Origin of the sequence: Enterocloster alcoholdehydrogenati (assembly GCF_013282095.1) — a bacterium.
Classification (GTDB): domain Bacteria; phylum Bacillota; class Clostridia; order Lachnospirales; family Lachnospiraceae; genus Enterocloster; species Enterocloster alcoholdehydrogenati.
Window position 1 is genome coordinate 498863 of sequence record NZ_BLTJ01000001.1, and the last position, 15638, is coordinate 514500.

Below are 15638 nucleotides of genomic sequence, written 5' to 3' on the forward strand. Positions count from 1 at the left end.
TTATATTCAACCTATATATATATTCCCTGAATTTGTCTCATTTCATTGTACATGATATACTAAGTGTACAGAGACGTCAAGCGCAAAAACGGTCCGTTTACGCACTGTACCCCGAAAAACCGGGGATCAATAGCAGGGCGCTCCCGGAATCAAGGCGCGCATAGGGTTCCGCGGGCACACCGTATATTTTGGAGGAGAAAATGGAAAAGAAAACGTTCAAACTGGGGCTTGTTCCGAAACTGATCATTGCAATCATCGTTGGTATTCTCATCGGCCAGTTCATGCCTGAGGGCATCTGCCGCGCTGTTGTGACCGCATCCGGCCTGTTCAGCACCTTTTTAAAATTTGTCATCCCTCTGATGATCGTAGCCTATGTAACCATGGGAATCGCAGACCTCTCTCAGGGCGCGGGAAAGCTGCTCCTTATCACCGTCTGCATCGCTTACGGCTCTACGCTGATCGCAGGCTCTGCCTCCTATCTGGTGGCGGCGAATCTGTTTCCCCACTTTATGAGCGCCGGCGCGCTGGAACAGATCGCGGAAACTGCGGACAAATCCCTTCCCAGCTTTTTCAGTATGCAGATCATCCCTCTGCTGGATACCTTATCTGCCGTTGTACTGGCTTTTATCCTGGGGTTATGCCTGTCAACCATGAGAGGGGAGGAGATCGGCGACAGCCTTTATAACGTGATGAAGGATTTCTCCGGCATCATTGACAAGGTGCTCCACAATGTGATCATCCCTCTGCTGCCTTTATATATCTGCGGTACATTCGTAGATATGACCTACTCCGGCAAGACCTTTGTCATTCTGGGTATTTTATGGAAGGTGTTCCTGGTAGTGATCCTGATGCACCTGATCTGCATCCTGCTCCAGTTCATGCTGGCAGGGACCGTCAGCAAAAAGAATCCGTTTGCCCTGATCAAAAATCAGCTGCCCGGTTATACTACTGCTCTGGGCACCCAGTCATCCGCAGCTACCATCCCGGTTAATTTAAAATGCGCAGAAGCCGACGGCGTATGTGAGCAAATCCGCAATTTCGTTGTTCCCTTATGCGCCAACATCCATATGGCCGGCTCTATGATCACCATCACAGCCTGCGCCACTGCGGTTTGTCTGATGAACCAGCTGCCCATCAGCCTGGCAACCGTGATTCCCTTTATCATGACTCTGGGTATCGCCATGGTGGCATCCCCCGGCGCTCCCGGAGGTTCTATCATGACCGCTCTTCCCTTCCTGTACATGGTCTTTGGCGCTACTGCCGGCGATCCCAACGGCCCTATCTGCGCCATCATGGTAGCGCTTTATATTACACAGGATTCCTTCGGGACTGCCTGCAATGTTTCCGGCGACAATGCCATCGGTGTGATCGTAGATTCGATCTACCACAAATTTATTGCCGTACCGGAAAAATAGAAAGGACATAATTTATGGCATTTATCAGTGTTTTTGATGTAATCGGCCCCAATATGATCGGCCCCTCCAGCTCCCATACCGCGGGAGCGGACTCTCTGGCCTTTTTGGCCCAGAAGATGATAAGCGGCCCCTTAAAGAAGGCCGAATTTATTCTCTACGGCTCCTTCGCAAAAACCTACCGGGGCCACGGTACCGACCGGGCGCTTTTAGGAGGCATCATGGGCTTTGCCACTGATGACCGGCGGATCCCCGACTCCTTCTCCATCGCAGAAAAACGGGGGCTGGAATATCATTTTACCGCAAATGAAACGGAAGAGGTCGATCACCCCAACACCGTAGATATCATTATGACCAATGAGGAGGGACAGACTCTGACCGTCCGCGGAGAATCCCTGGGAGGCGGAAAAATTCGTATCAGCCGCATCAACCAGGTAGCCGTGGATTTTACCGGGGAATACAGCACTGCCATTGTGATCCATAAGGATACGCCGGGTGTAGTAGCTCATATCACCCGCTGTCTGGCCGAGGATAACATCAACATTGCTTTTATGAAGCTGTTCCGGGAAGAAAAGGGACAGACCGCCTATTCCATCGTAGAGTCAGACGACGACCTGCCGGATTCCCTATGCGGCCGGATCCTTCAAAATCCCTCTGTGCGGGATGTTATGCTGGTCCATCTGTAAATGGCGTATGGGCCGCCGTTTTATCTGCAAAAGGAGAAAAATATCATCATGAATACTGATTTTAAAAGTGGAAAAGAACTGTTGGAACTTTGTGAGAAAGAAGGCCTATCCATTTCTCAGGCCATGCTCCGGCGGGAGAAGGATCAGACTGGAGCGTCTGAAGCGGAGATCCTGTCCCGAATGGAGACTGCCTGGAATATCATGAAGGAATCTGCCGTCAACCCGATCACCTCTCCCGGAAAATCCATCGGAGGGCTGATCGGAGGGGAAGCCCGTCTTTTAAACGGGTTATGGGCTTCTAAAAAAAATATCTGCGGCAACGCTATCAGCCGCGGCATCACCTACGCCATGGCTGTACTGGAGGTCAATACCTCCATGGGACTCATCGTGGCGGCGCCCACAGCCGGCTCCTCCGGGATCGTCCCCGGCGTACTGCTGGCCTTAAAAGAGGAGCATACTCTGAATGACCATGAGGCCGTATCCGCCCTTTTTAATGCCGGAGCCGTAGGCTATCTGGCAATGCGCAACGCTACGGTAGCCGGGGCTGTGGGCGGCTGTCAGGCTGAGGTGGGCGTTGCCTCTGCCATGGCTGCCTCAGCTGCGGTGGAACTCCTTGGCGGAACCCCCGTTCAGTGTCTCTACGCCGCCAGCACTGTGCTTATGAATATGCTTGGACTGGTGTGCGACCCTGTGGGCGGCCTGGTGGAATATCCTTGCCAAATGCGCAATGCCTCCGGGGTGGCTAATGCCATGATCGCAGCAGAACTGGCTTTGGCCGGTATCCGGCAGCTGATCCCCTTTGATGAGATGCTGGACGCCATGTACACCGTAGGAAAAAAGCTGCCCGGTGAACTGCGTGAAACTGCCATGGGCGGCTGCGCCGTCACCCCTACAGGCTGCAAGTACCATACAGGCTGCGGAGATTGCTGCTCCTGAAACAAAAAAATACGTCCTGCAGAGGTTTTCTCTGACGGACGTATTTTTTTGTTATACGAAATGGATGATACCATCCGCAGACGGGGGAACACACGGTTCTGCACCTTAAATGAGGGAACACCGGTGTTCCAGACTGCCGTTTTCTCTCTTAAAGGCTGATATTCCAGTCTACCCGGAAGGGGCTGGCTGAACTCTCTGTCAGGCTCTTTACCATCTGTGCCCTCTCTGCCGCGCTGCTGGAAGGATCTTCCAGATCCTCCTCACTCCAGTAGGAATATCCGTAAAGGTAGCTCTGGTTAAATTCCTCCCAGGAGGAGAATGTGGTCTGAGCCAGTTTTGCCACTTCAGTTGCCTGGCTGACTGCTTCATCATAGGTTAAAAAACCTGCCGCATAGCCCATTTCCAGAACGGAAACGGCTCTGCTTAAATCCCAGCCCATAAGCGCCCGGTCTCCAAAAGCCGCTCTGGCGTCATAAACCGCCAGCATATAGATCTTTTCTTTATCTGAAACACCGTTGCTTTCAAGGCTGCTGATAAATGCGTCCCTTGACTCGGAGGGATCTGAGCCGTACCGCTCCAGCACTGACAACGCGTCTGCATTGTGTCCCTTATCGCCGCAAAGCCCGCTGACAGTTTCAAGAAGGGATGCCTTATTCGATATGGACCAGCTGCTCAGAAGATTGGCGGCCGCCTGTCTCTCAATGGAGGTTAAATCCGTTGATTTAACGCCCTCCATATCCTCCATGGTCTTTTTCAGTTCTAACATATTGCTGTTGTTTACTTTATCAAGCACAGCGGTCATACCATAGATAAAATCCATTCCTGTGGTTTCCCTGGTTCCGACCTCCCCCGGCTGGATGGACATCACCTTTTTCACAGAAGCAATCTCGCCTCTTCCTCCAAAGGCAACGCCTCCATAATAGGAATTTTCATTTTCCATATAAAGTCCGTAAACCTTTGCCTTGCTTCCGGAGATCTCTGCCGTTCCCTCAGCAGAGATACACTGATCCATTCCCTCTCTGCTCTCTGAGTTGTCCTTATCCCAGGTCAGCTTAAGGCCCGGAATATTTTTTTCGATGTAGGAATTAACGGATTCCTTATAGCCGTTCAGATCCGCTGCCGCTTCCTGTCCCGGGATCGCATTTTCCTTTCCGCCTCCAAACACGACCACCTGAAGATTTTTGTCATCGCCTCCGTCCAGCATCATCAGTGCAGAATTGGTCTGAAACCTCATATCTGTCTGTTCCATCCCCTCCGGCAGCACTGCCCGGAATATATCGTTATCCGAAACATATTCCTGGGTCTTAAACGCGCCTGATGCTCCCTGACAGCCCCCTAAAACCAGGGCCGTTCCAAGAACGGCTGCTCCAATAGCCCCTTTGATCCGACCTTTTTTCATATCTTTTGTCCTCCTGATTGTGATATGAGCATTTTAATATAGGCCGTCTCCTGTGCGCAACGGTTTTAACACGAACCGTAATTTTTCGTCACGAACCGGGTTGGGGAAACCGCAGCAGAAGCACCTGTTCCAACACCCAGTCTCCATCCCTGCAGACCAGTCTTTTATCCATCACTCCCTGGAAGCGGCGAAGAATCCGCTCAATGCTTCTCATCCCAAAGCCATGTCTGCTTTTATCCTTTTTGTCCGTGCAGAAGCCGGGATTTAACCGGATTCGTTCCTCCTCTACCGTATTTTCAAGCGATATCTTTAAATATCCCCTGAAATTCCATACATTTAGGAGAACTTCCCTCCTGCCGCCTGACTTTAAAGCTCCTTCAATGGCGTTATCCAGAAGATTACACAAAAGCACTCCCATATCCCCTTCGGGAAATGCACCTACCGCTCCCGCAATGTGAAACCGGAAGATAACCTGCTCCTTGGCTGCCATACGGACAGCCCGGCTGACCGCTCCGTTGACGCCGCAGTTTTTCGTGCGGCTTTCCACATACGGCATCTGTTCAAACTGCCCGTCCAGCCGTTGAATTGCCCGTATGGCATCCTCCTTTTTTCCAAAAAGCAGCAGCTGTTCCAGGCTTTTTAATTCCTCCCCCAGTTCCAGCTTCAGCTGTTTTTCATGTGTGTTTAAATCCTCTATTTCTTTCCTGTCTTTTTCTTCGCTTTCCTGTTCCAGGCGGATGCAGGCTCCTTTCCATATCCTTTCCTGCAGGCTGTGCCACCGAAACAATAAAAACAGCAGCACAGTAAACAGAAACAGAATCACTCCATACATTCCTGCTGCCGCGTTCATGCCTGCTTCCTCTTTCCTGACTCTAGTTTTTCTGCCAGCCGCTTCACATAATCGGCTGCCTCCTTCTGCCTCCCCTGCTCTGTCATTGCGTACACCGTAGCCATATGACCTTTCATATCATGCCGAAGCATACGCAGCTCTGTATTTACCTGATCGGCAGCGCAGACATATTCTTTTCGTTTTTCCGTCAGCCGCTGAAAGCAGCCTTCTTCCCACTCTCTTTTCCGCTTTTCTCCCAGTTCGATTCGATACCAGACGGCTCCGGCCCCCAGCAAAACCGCGCTTAGGATATAAAACAGACGGTTCATGGCAAACGGCTCCTCAGTCAGTTCTCTCATGACCAGAAATAATCCTGTAAAAATCAGTCCTATGCCTGCTATCATAATAAGGCTGAGCCCCCGGCCAATCTCTATCTCCCGTTCCTTTACCGTTCTCCATTTTCTTGTGCCAAAACACATGAAAATGGCGGCTGCCAGTCTGAGAAGAGCAGCTAGGGCCAGTATTTCTCTGCGTATGCTGCCTCCAGGCATCCATGCCAGACTTTCATTTCCCAGCCACTGACTTAAAAGGATCAGGCCAGGTGAAATAAGATGAAGAACACCGATCCACAAAACACTGAAGAACAGAATTTCATGCATCCTTACCCGTAAAGCGGCCATACCATAAAGAACCATCACTCCCACATAGCAGAGGCTGGCTGTTCCCTCATATACAAAATACCGGTTTAATACAGACAGGACCAAAAAGTATACCGCCGTCCCGGCTATCCACTGCAGATAAGCAGCCAGACCGCAAAAGCGGCTCTCAAAACAGCTGCGCTCCAGAGAAATTGCAAGAACACTGCTGTATAAATTCATCCATATTTCTTCCATATCATCTTCCATTCACAGTCAAAAAATGTTCTCTTACCCTGGCTTTTCTGTCACGCCCCATAGGAAGGGAGGTATAATCTACCAATGTAACCGTGTCCTTATTGATGGAAAATACCGCGGCCATATTCACAAGAAAATTCCTGTGGATCCGAAAGAAGCCGTGGGGTGTCAGCTCTTTTTCAAAATGCCCCAGGCTTCCATATATATCAAATCGATCCGACCAGGTATTCACATCGATCCAGTGTCCTCTTCCCTCCAGATACAGGATCTCCCGGATCTTCACGCTGCGGAAGGAACGTCCTTCCCGGAACGAAAAGGTCAGTTCCCTGGCCTCCATCTTTCCGGCAAACTTGCGCAGAGCGCGTCCCAGTTCCTCTAACCGCTCCTTGCACAGAAACCACAGAGGCTCAAACTCATAGGAATCAAACACCATACTCTCATGAGCTGAAACAAAAATAAGATATGGAAGTTCCCTGCGTTCCTTATAAAAGCAGATCTGTCTGGCAGCATCAAAGCCATTCATGGAATCCATCTCAATGTCCATAAAGATCAGATCATACTCCCTCTTTTTCACCGCCTGACAGCACGTTTCCCCATCCTCAAAGCATTCAATCTGCGCCTTTACTCCCATCGCTGCAAATGCATCCTGTATCCTTCCAGAAAAACATCTGGCAAATTCAATGTCATCATCACAAACTGCAACCTGATATGTCATACTGAATCACCTTTTGTCTGTTATAGTCAGAGCCATTATATCACAGAAATCCCATGCTGTAAGCCCATTGTTATAACCATTTAAACTTTCTTTATCTCTTCTGTGAAAATATCCCAACCTGTGGTAAAATAAAGGGGGCAGAGCCGGAGCTTATCCGGCTGGGCTTTGCATAAAAAACCGCCGGTTTCTTTCTTCAGCGGCGGATAATGGAGGTACATCATACATATGATCCCTGATATCGATACTCTGATCACCGGCCCCCAGGCGGCTCTTCCTGATATGTTGGCTGCCAGGGAACGCCGTCAGGCCCTTCAGCAGGAACTGATCGGCACGTTTTCCTGTCCCGTGATCTCCTTTACCTTAAATATCCCCGGCCCGGTGAAGGTATTCCCTCTTGCGGAAATGACCTTTGAGGAGGGGACAGCACTGATCGACAGTCAGCTGCGCGCCTTTAAAATCCCCGTCCTGAAGCGCCGTTCCATAAGGGCCCATACAGGAAATGAACAGTTCTGGGCGGCAGACGCCGATGTACTTGTTCTTAAGGAAATCCTGTGCCTTTTGGAGGAGAGTCTTTCCTTTGGACGCCTCTTTGATATTGACGTGATCCGTCCCGACGGCTCCAAGATTTCCCGGACGGATCTGGGGTTTGACGGGCGCAAATGCCTGCTGTGCAGCCAGGACGCATTTGTGTGCAGCCGTTCCAGAGCCCATACGCTTAGAGAGCTGCTGGAAAAGTCCTGTTCTCTCATGTGGGAATACTTTGCCTGTAAAAAGGCCCGCCGGCTGGCCTCTCTCTCCATGCAGGCGCTGCTTTATGAGGTCAGCGCCACCCCAAAGCCAGGACTGGTAGACCGCAGCAACACCGGCTCCCATAGGGATATGGACATTTTTACCTTTGAAGCAAGTGCCGTTTCCCTGAACCATTATTTTGAGAAATTCGCCCTCTGCGGCATGGAAAACAGCCATGAGCCATTTTCCCGCATCTTTTCAAGGCTCCGCTCCCTGGGAATTCAGGCCGAGGAGGCTATGTTCGCTGCCACCAATGGTGTTAATACCCATAAAGGCCTGATCTTTGCCCTGGCGGTGATGAACTGCTCTCTTGGGTATATGTATGCCAACGGCATCTCTTTTGCCCACTCAGAACTTTTAAAGGTCAACCGTCTCCTGGTAGCGGACGTACTGGAAGATTTTAAGGGAGTCACTGTGAATAATGCCCGTACCCACGGTGAACGGCTCTATGCAAAGTATGGCATAAAAGGAGCCAGAGGCGAGGCCCTGTCCGGCTATCAGACGGTGCTTTCTTTAGCCCTTCCCATACTGGACGGGGCCATCGCCAGAGGCCTTTCCATCAATGATGCCGGGATTCTGACCCTGCTCCACATCATTGCAGAATCGGAAGACACCAACATCGTCAGCCGCTCCTCTTATGAGGAAATGAAGCAGCTTCAGAGTTTTCTGAAAAAAGCTCTGTCGGAGGAGACGGAGTGGACGTCTGAAAAACTGACCGCATTTGCCGCAGCTTTAGACAGGGAATGGATCCGCAGAAATATCAGTCCCGGAGGCAGCGCCGATCTGCTGGCTCTGACGTATTTTGTGTGGCTGTATGAGAGGGAGCTATAGCACTCCCCCTCCCGCCTCCACCCACAGGATATCCTCTGTTTTGACCCTTTTGCCATCCTCAAACACCAGACATCCCTGAACCCAATCCAGCTTCTTCACCCTCCCTGATACAGTCTGGTAGGAGCCTCCCTTTTTTCTTTCATCCGGTACAAACCAGGTAACAGTGATAAACGGGCGCTCAGGAAGCAGGAGGCGGATCAGCTGCAGCTTTTCATCCAGAAGCATTTTTTCACCCTCATCCAGTTCAAGCTTCTGTTCTGTGAGACGGGCCGTCTCTTTCACTGCCCCTTCAAAGCCGCTTAAGGCTGCAAAGGGTGAAAACTGGGCGGCCCGGTCATGATAAGACATGGGAGGATGGCTTTCTGACACATGATGGGGGAGATTTATGATATCATCATAGGTATGGACAGGCCGTCTTTGGAGATCCCCCCTCTTTTCTCCGTCCAGCCTCCATTCTTCCCCCGCCTCCATGCTCTTTCGTACCTGCCGTTCCCATTCTTCCATGTTTTCTATATGGGCACGGTTGATTTTTTCACTCATGCCTTATGTCCCCCAATCTGACCGTTGCGCTCTCTGGCCGTGGCACCTTCTTCCAGATTCATGCCCTTTAAAATAGCATTTTTCCCAAACTTCTTTCGGATGTCAAGCATTGCCTGCTGCATTTTCCGTTCTCTTGCAAGGGTTTCCTGCTCTTTCTTTCTCTCCTCTTCAAGGGCTGCGTAATCAGTAAAAAGATCCAGCTGCTCATATACCTCTTCTTTTCTTTTCTGCCCTTCCGCCACTGCCCGTCCTGCCGTCACATAGAGCCTGCGGACCAGAAGCTTCGGATCCGTGATCCGGTCAAACAGGGTCACGGCTGCCTCTCTCAGCTTTCTGGCCGATGAGGTGGGCTGATCCAGATTCCATGTTCCATGGCCGTTTTTGGGAATTTTCCGTCCATAGCGGTCTGCCGCCACCTCGCCGCAATAGGCTCTGCTCCGGGCCGGATCGGTCAGATTTTCCCGATCATATCCCACTGTGATCACCAGCTGATCCGTCACCATCCCCTTTTCCACCAGATCAAGTGCCAGCTGATCTGCCATCTCCTTTACCGCCAGCCTGGCCTGATCCCAGGAGGAAGGGCAGCGCAGCACCTGGCCGGAACAAAGGCTGTTTGTCCGAGGCTTATAGGCCTTGATCTCTTCAATCGTACAGGGCTCCCAGCCCCAGGCATGGTCGATCAGAAGCTGTGCGTTAATCCCAAACAGACGGTACAGCAGTTCCTCGCTGTAATACTCCCCCGGTTTTCCTACCGAGCACCTTGCCACATCCCCCATGGTAAAAAGGCCATATTCCTCCAGCCTTCTGGCATAGCCTTTCCCCACCCGCCAGAAATCCGTGATGGGCGTGTGATCCCACAACAGCCTGCGGTAGGACATCTCATCCAGCCAGGCAATCCGCACCCCATCCTGATCCGCAGGAACGTGTTTTGCCACAATGTCCAGAGCCACCTTGCACAGATACAGGTTCGGCGCGATCCCTGCTGCCGCCGTGATCCCCGTCTGACTCAGCACATCCCGGATAATCCTCCCCGCCAGCTGAGACGGCGCAACCTTATAAATTTCCAGATACTGGGTTACATCCATAAATACCTCGTCAATAGAATAGACATGGATATCCTCCGGCGCAACGTATTTTAAATAGATGTTATAGATCCGGGTGCTCCATTTCATATATTCCGCCATACGGGGCGGAGCTGTCACATAAGAAAGCGCCAGGGACGGGTCTGCTTTTAAAGCATCGTCATCCCAGGACTGTCCGGTGAATGTCCGGCCCGGAGCCATACTTTTTCGTCGGCTGTTCACTTCGCGCACCTTCTGCACTACCTCAAACAGCCTGGCGCGCCCGGGAATCCCATAGGCCTTTAAAGAAGGCGACACAGCCAGACAGATGGTCTTTTCTGTCCTGCTTAAATCCGCCACCACCAGATTGGTCCGCAGAGGATCCAGTCCCCGTTCCACACACTCCACAGATGCATAGAAGGATTTAAGGTCAATGGCAATATAAACTCGTTCCTTTTCCGGCAGCGTCATTTTGTTTCAACCTCCTCCTGGTTTTAAAGCTGTACGTTTTCGGACCGTCAGCCCTCCGGGTGCTTTTGTTCCAGCGTCAGTTCCTTTCCATCTAAAACCGCCTCGGTAAGCTGATCCCCATTGTACGTGAGTTTCAAAGAAAAGAACGGAGCATCCTCATTTAAGAGGCGAAAAAATATCTTATCCCCCTCCCAGAGGTTCAGATTCAGCACATCTTCCTTTTTTACCCACTCCAGCCGGCCCTCATTGCAGTCTGTCACTTCTCCCTTAAAACCATCCGCTGTATACAGACACATATATTCCATATCTTCCACCGGGCCGCCGCTGGTACGAAAGGTCACAAACCCGCGGAAACGCCAGGAGGTGAGCGTCAGCCCCGTCTCCTCCTTTGCCTCGCGCAAAAGGCACTCCTCCGGGCTCTCATTTTCCTCAAAATGGCCTCCAATGCCAATCCACTTATCCTTATTTACATCATGCTTCTTGCTGACGCGGTGCAGCATCAGCCACTCCCCCTCACGCTCGATATAGCACAGTGTTGTCAATCTGGATCTTGCCATATCCTGTCTCTCCTTTTCTTTTATGATCTGCCCTTACAGCAAATCCACTTATATTTTACCCGCGGATGCGTTCTGCAATCCTCCCTGCCGCTTTCTGCCACCGCAAGGACAGCGACTGCCCCAGTAAGAGCCAGATACAGGGTGCCGCCTGCTGTGAATATCTCCCTGAGAGTCCCAGGCAGCTTCCGGTTCTCATCAGATGGAAAAACGGGATAAACAGAAAGGCGCTTCCCCTGCAAAGGAGCAGTACAGGAAAAGTTCCGGTTCTCCGCAGCAGAGGGATACCGCCCATCAGGCTTATGATCACACTGGCAGTCAGCCGCATCAGCCATTTCATCCGAAAACCCCCTCTTGGGTTTATCGTCCTCAGGAAATTAACGTTTTAATCCCTGGAATCCTGCGCAGAAAATCCCTGAAAATCATTCTCCTGATACATAAGTAGTGCACAGCCAGAACAGATGGAATGTATCTGAAATATAACACGTTTTAAGACGATTGTAAATCATTGTATTTTTGTGGTTGCTTATTGGTAAGATGTGCGGTATACTTAATACACTATATTTGGCAAAAGGGGTGAAAGGATGAGAATAGACGCTTGCAGATAACATGGATATCCTGCGCAGTACCGGACATTTTAACGGTATATCTGCGCCTGCTGCAAGAAAGTCGTACCTTATCCGCTCGCCATATATCGTTCATGCCTGTTTTCCAGGTGTATGCCGCCTTCCAAAGGTGTATTTATGATGAGCCGCAGGATTCCGCTTTCCTGCGGCTCTTACTTTATATTTTCACCGGAGGTGTACATTTATGTCATTGATAAAAGCGGAGCATTTAACCTTCTCCTACCCTTCCAGTTTTGATCCCATTTTTGAAGATGTAAGTTTCCAGATTGACACCGACTGGAAACTGGGTTTTGTAGGAAGAAACGGAAGGGGGAAAACTACATTTTTGAATCTGCTCATGGGCCGATACGAATACAGCGGAAAGATCCTGTCCTGTGTGCCCTTTGATTATTTTCCCTATCCTGTTTCTGATCCTTCAAAAATGACTGTAGAACTTCTTGCGGAAATCTGTCCTATAGCCCAGGAGTGGGAATTGATCCGGGAACTGTCCAGCCTTAAGACAGACTGCGAAATACTTTGGCGTCCCTTTCACACGCTTTCAAATGGGGAACAGACGAAAGCCCTGCTGGCGGCTCTCTTTCTTAACCAGGGCCATTTTCTTCTGATCGACGAACCCACCAACCACTTAGATGCCGAGGCCAGGGAAATGGTAGCCGCCTATTTAAAGAAGAAAAAGGGCTTTATCCTGGTCTCCCATGACCGACGCTTTTTAGATGGCTGTGTGGATCATATTCTGTCCCTTAATCGGGCCGGCATCCAGGTTCAAAGCGGCAATTTCTCATCCTGGATGACCAACTTCACGCGTCAGCAGACTTGCGAGATGGCCCAGAATGAGCGGCTCAAAAAGGACATCCGGCGCTTAAAGCAGGCTGCTGCCCAGACATCAGGGTGGTCGGACCGGATCGAAGCCTCCAAAATCGGAAGCGGATGTGCTGACCGGGGATATGTAGGCCACAAATCAGCCAAAATGATGCAGAGGGCAAAATCCATTGAATCCAGACAAAAGAAGGCCATTGAAGAAGCAGCCAGTCTTTTAAAAAATACAGAAACCGCCCAAAGCCTACGGCTCATTCCTTTGCATTTTCACAGCCAGACCCTTGTATCATGTTCCAATGTCTCCATTCAGTATGAGGAACGAACCATTTGCGGCCCTCTTTCCTTTTCCATCCGTCAGGGCGACCGCCTGGCGCTGGACGGTAAAAACGGCAGCGGCAAAAGCAGTCTTTTGAAACTGATTGCGGGAAAATCTTTAAGCCATAATGGAACACTTTCCGTAGCATCTGGCCTTGTGATCTCCTATGTTTCCCAGGATACCTCCTATTTAAAAGGCACTCTGTCTGATTTTGCCGCACAGTACAGGATCGACGAAAGCCTATTTAAAGCTATCCTGCGGAAAATGGATTTTGAACGTGTGCAGTTTACAAAGGATATACAGGATTTTTCAGGCGGCCAGAAAAAGAAGGTACTCCTCGCAAAAAGCCTCTGTGAACAGGCCCATCTGTATGTATGGGATGAGCCGCTGAACTTTATCGATATTTATTCCAGAATGCAGATCGAACAGCTGATCCAGGAATTTTCTCCCACCATGATCTTTGTGGAGCATGATAGGGCCTTTCGAGAGAAGATCGCCACCGGAGTGATGAAGCTATAGCCATCACAGGGCCAGGCTGTCACACATTTTCATCTTGTCCATATATTATAGTATCTCGATGAGACGAGATGAAAGGAGATAACGACTATGAATGAGACAAATACCCTGACCTGCCCTACCCATTGCCCGCCCACCTGCCCCTGCCCTATCCTTTTAAATATTGCATCTTCCATCGCCCACGAGGAGGACGCTCTGGCCTGTATTTTGAACGCAGAATGCGCAAAAATCAACAAGGTCATTTCCGCCTCCAGTGACTACGAAGTGCTGATCGCCATCAATACCTCTGTTCAGGCTACACTGGAACAGATCACAGAGCTTGAAGGCGTGTTAAAGGCAAAGCTGGATTCCATTCTTCCGCTGCTGGCAGAGTGTATCTGAACTAAATTCTCTGATGACACTGCGCAGCAGGTGATATGATAAATCTGTATTCCGGGGGCCTGATGCCCCCGGAATATTTTTCCACTATAAATCCACCTCTATCCTTCCATACTATCTGTGGAGGTGATCGTAATGTACAAAAACAACCAGGATCTGTACGGAGACGGGGATATCCCTGAGGTGGACTATGAGCCTTACCGCAACGGAAGCCAGGTCATTACGCCTGTAGATCCGCTGCCAGAATCCACCCGTGAACGCCGTGACGGCCCCGGAGGGGAATAGAGTAATTCTCCGTTTTCTCATCCAGCGCGTCAAACGCCTGCCCCTGTACAGAGCAATAAACTACGCACATCCCCTTTTGGCGTATGATAAAATGGGATGTGCGTAGCCAAGATTGCTGATATATGGAAAAGGACACCGCTGATATTTTAGAGCAGATTGAATCATTTTCTGCCTGCCGTTAACAATTTTGACAGGCAAATGGTAGACATAACAGTTTTTATGCCGTTCAGGCAACACAAAAGGGATCGCCTAAAAGCGACCCCTCCTTGTATTAGGAATCTTAATTTTTCTTGTAAATCCAAAGTTTTTTATTAGAACTTGCCTTCCTTAGCTGCCTCTTCGATAAAAGCTGTAAATCTTCTATTTTTCAATGTTTTCTCCGAAAAATAAACAAATTTTAAACAAACACCCCATTGCCTATTGCCTTTAACAGCCCTATTTTATTCCGCAGCCCCGGCCACCGCAGCGCCCCGTCCTGACTGGGCGTCAGTCTAACAGAATAAATCGACATCTGGATTCAAAGGATAACAATACATTCTTCCTTCTGTGGCGGAAGCTCCCACAGTACCTTAACCCGCCAGCATCTTCACCGAGTTCTCCTGGATGAATCCCTTGATCTGGTCATATCCCCAACCGCAGCTTATAAGGCTACTCACCAGCATTTCCATAGATTCAATTTGTTTTAGTTCGTCCGCCGTCACATATTCCCGAATACTCTCCTTCCCCTTCACCCCATACTGCTCCTGTAGTTCCTTCATGGTCTTTCCGAAGATGGTCTTGTAGATAAGCTTGGTGTAATTGGGATACATGAATTTCTTATGAGGACTGTCAGTCACTTTCATTTTTATGGTATCGGCCAGTATGTGACGCACCAGGATCCCCTTCTGCCTCTCAATCTCCCACTTCTGTCTCTCTGAATACAGGCGTTTCAACTCCTTCTCCATTTCATTGAAGGCCTTAATGTAGTCCAGTTTCCAGCGCAACACCTTTTCTCCGGTGAACCCCATCACCAGGAGTGAGAACCCGTCACGGGTCATGAGATACTCTTTGTTCTTCTTCCCATTAGACGCCACATATTTACCTTCCATGAATAGAGCCGAAAATTCGGCTGTACTCAACTGTTCTTTCATTTTATCAATGGATTCCAGTACGTGCCTGTGCTCCTTCTCGAATTTATCTGCTACCTGCCTGCTGCTGGCAGTTAAAACCTCTTCGTTGTTTCTCTGTGTAATTTCTACTAACATAAATTCCATCCCTCCTATGTGTTTATTTTTCGTACAATAAAAGCCCTGGGAAACATCCCAAGGCTGAACATTCCATATTCACTTGTTTGATCCGGTTTAAAACTCACCCGGCCCCTGTACCCCGCTGGCGTCAGTTACATACAAGGCACATTCCAATGGGTGGCCTGCCGCCGGCTCAAAATAATACCACTTCCCATCGATCTGATGCCAGTCCGTCAATGCGTAGCCATCCTGGTTAAAATAATACTTGTGATGGTTAATCACCTGCCAGCAGGACTTATAATAGGTGTGGGGCGTGTCTGCGTACCACCATCCGTTACTGTCATGGTGCCAGCCTAATA

At 49.9% G+C, this 15638-nt stretch carries 16 protein-coding genes and 1 pseudogene; 7 read left to right on the forward strand and 10 right to left on the reverse strand.

The genetic code is table 11. From position 1 onward, the window contains the following. Nucleotides 1–200 precede the first annotated feature (200 nt). From HW447_RS02365 to sdaAA, 3 genes are read left to right on the forward strand one after another with little or no spacing between them, the layout of a single operon-like run. Nucleotides 201–1415: a dicarboxylate/amino acid:cation symporter gene (locus tag HW447_RS02365; RefSeq protein ID WP_176253700.1), complete on the forward strand. Its 1215-nt coding sequence runs from the start codon at nt 201–203 to the stop codon at nt 1413–1415. 14 nt (nt 1416–1429) lie between these two features. Beyond that, nucleotides 1430–2098 (forward strand): L-serine ammonia-lyase, iron-sulfur-dependent subunit beta, encoded by a 669-nt coding sequence (sdaAB, locus tag HW447_RS02370; protein WP_176253701.1) that lies wholly within the window; start codon nt 1430–1432, stop codon nt 2096–2098. Nucleotides 2099–2146: 48 nt separating this feature from the next. Further along, the gene (sdaAA, locus tag HW447_RS02375) at nt 2147–3034 is read left to right on the forward strand and encodes an L-serine ammonia-lyase, iron-sulfur-dependent, subunit alpha (protein WP_176253702.1); all 888 of its coding nucleotides are present in this window, start codon (nt 2147–2149) and stop codon (nt 3032–3034) included. Nucleotides 3035–3182: 148 nt separating this feature from the next. Here sdaAA and HW447_RS02380 read toward each other — a convergent pair whose 3' ends face one another. The 4 genes from HW447_RS02380 to HW447_RS02395 form a co-directional block, all read right to left on the reverse strand. Next, entirely contained in the window at nt 3183–4433 is a 1251-nt protein-coding gene (locus HW447_RS02380) for a DUF1266 domain-containing protein (RefSeq protein WP_176253703.1), read from the reverse strand. Nucleotides 4434–4521: 88 nt separating this feature from the next. Continuing rightward, nucleotides 4522–5283 carry a GHKL domain-containing protein gene (locus tag HW447_RS02385; RefSeq protein ID WP_176253704.1) on the reverse strand — a complete coding sequence of 254 codons (762 nt, stop codon included), beginning with the start codon at nt 5281–5283 and terminating at the stop codon, nt 4522–4524. After that, a complete protein-coding gene (locus HW447_RS02390) occupies nt 5280–6155 on the reverse strand; it encodes a hypothetical protein (protein ID WP_176253705.1) in 876 nt (291 codons plus the stop codon). The genes HW447_RS02385 and HW447_RS02390 overlap by 4 nt, the downstream gene beginning before the upstream one ends. 1 nt (nt 6156) lies before the next feature. After that, complete coding sequence (locus HW447_RS02395; RefSeq protein WP_176253706.1) at nt 6157–6870, reverse strand: LytR/AlgR family response regulator transcription factor; 714 nt, start codon at nt 6868–6870, stop codon at nt 6157–6159. Between the two features lie 225 nt (nt 6871–7095). Between HW447_RS02395 and citG the strand changes: the two genes are divergently transcribed. Then, complete coding sequence (gene citG, locus HW447_RS02400; protein WP_176253707.1) at nt 7096–8490, forward strand: triphosphoribosyl-dephospho-CoA synthase CitG; 1395 nt, start codon at nt 7096–7098, stop codon at nt 8488–8490. On the opposite strand, the gene HW447_RS18160 is transcribed toward citG, so the two are convergent. The 4 genes from HW447_RS18160 to HW447_RS02420 are packed head-to-tail and all read right to left on the reverse strand — an operon-like array spanning nt 8485 to nt 11456. Beyond that, nucleotides 8485–9030: a hypothetical protein gene (locus tag HW447_RS18160; RefSeq protein WP_308464076.1), complete on the reverse strand. Its 546-nt coding sequence runs from the start codon at nt 9028–9030 to the stop codon at nt 8485–8487. The genes citG and HW447_RS18160 overlap by 6 nt on opposite strands. Further along, nucleotides 9027–10562 (reverse strand): Y-family DNA polymerase, encoded by a 1536-nt coding sequence (locus tag HW447_RS02410; protein ID WP_176253708.1) that lies wholly within the window; start codon nt 10560–10562, stop codon nt 9027–9029. Before HW447_RS02410 ends, HW447_RS18160 begins: the two co-directional genes overlap by 4 nt. 47 nt (nt 10563–10609) lie before the next feature. After that, nucleotides 10610–11119, reverse strand: a complete 510-nt coding sequence (locus HW447_RS02415) for an NUDIX hydrolase (protein WP_176253709.1) — start codon at nt 11117–11119, stop codon at nt 10610–10612. 55 nt (nt 11120–11174) lie between these two features. Further along, entirely contained in the window at nt 11175–11456 is a 282-nt protein-coding gene (locus HW447_RS02420; RefSeq protein ID WP_176253710.1) for a hypothetical protein, read from the reverse strand. A 470-nt stretch (nt 11457–11926) separates the two neighbouring features. Between HW447_RS02420 and abc-f the strand changes: the two genes are divergently transcribed. The 3 genes from abc-f to HW447_RS02435 all read left to right on the forward strand — a co-directional run bounded on the left by abc-f (nt 11927) and on the right by HW447_RS02435 (nt 14053). After that, nucleotides 11927–13393 carry a ribosomal protection-like ABC-F family protein gene (gene abc-f / locus HW447_RS02425; RefSeq protein ID WP_176253711.1) on the forward strand — a complete coding sequence of 489 codons (1467 nt, stop codon included), beginning with the start codon at nt 11927–11929 and terminating at the stop codon, nt 13391–13393. An 87-nt stretch (nt 13394–13480) separates the two neighbouring features. Then, complete coding sequence (locus HW447_RS02430; protein ID WP_176253712.1) at nt 13481–13771, forward strand: hypothetical protein; 291 nt, start codon at nt 13481–13483, stop codon at nt 13769–13771. A gap of 132 nt (nt 13772–13903) precedes the next feature. Next, nucleotides 13904–14053 carry an AE-binding protein gene (locus HW447_RS02435; RefSeq protein ID WP_176253713.1) on the forward strand — a complete coding sequence of 50 codons (150 nt, stop codon included), beginning with the start codon at nt 13904–13906 and terminating at the stop codon, nt 14051–14053. A gap of 569 nt (nt 14054–14622) precedes the next feature. On the opposite strand, the gene HW447_RS02440 is transcribed toward HW447_RS02435, so the two are convergent. Both HW447_RS02440 and HW447_RS02445 read right to left on the reverse strand, forming a co-directional pair. After that, a complete protein-coding gene (locus HW447_RS02440) occupies nt 14623–15297 on the reverse strand; it encodes a Rha family transcriptional regulator (RefSeq protein ID WP_176253714.1) in 675 nt (224 codons plus the stop codon). 96 nt (nt 15298–15393) lie between these two features. After that, nucleotides 15394–15638 (reverse strand): annotated as a pseudogene (locus HW447_RS02445) (CHAP domain-containing protein); the annotation flags it as partial.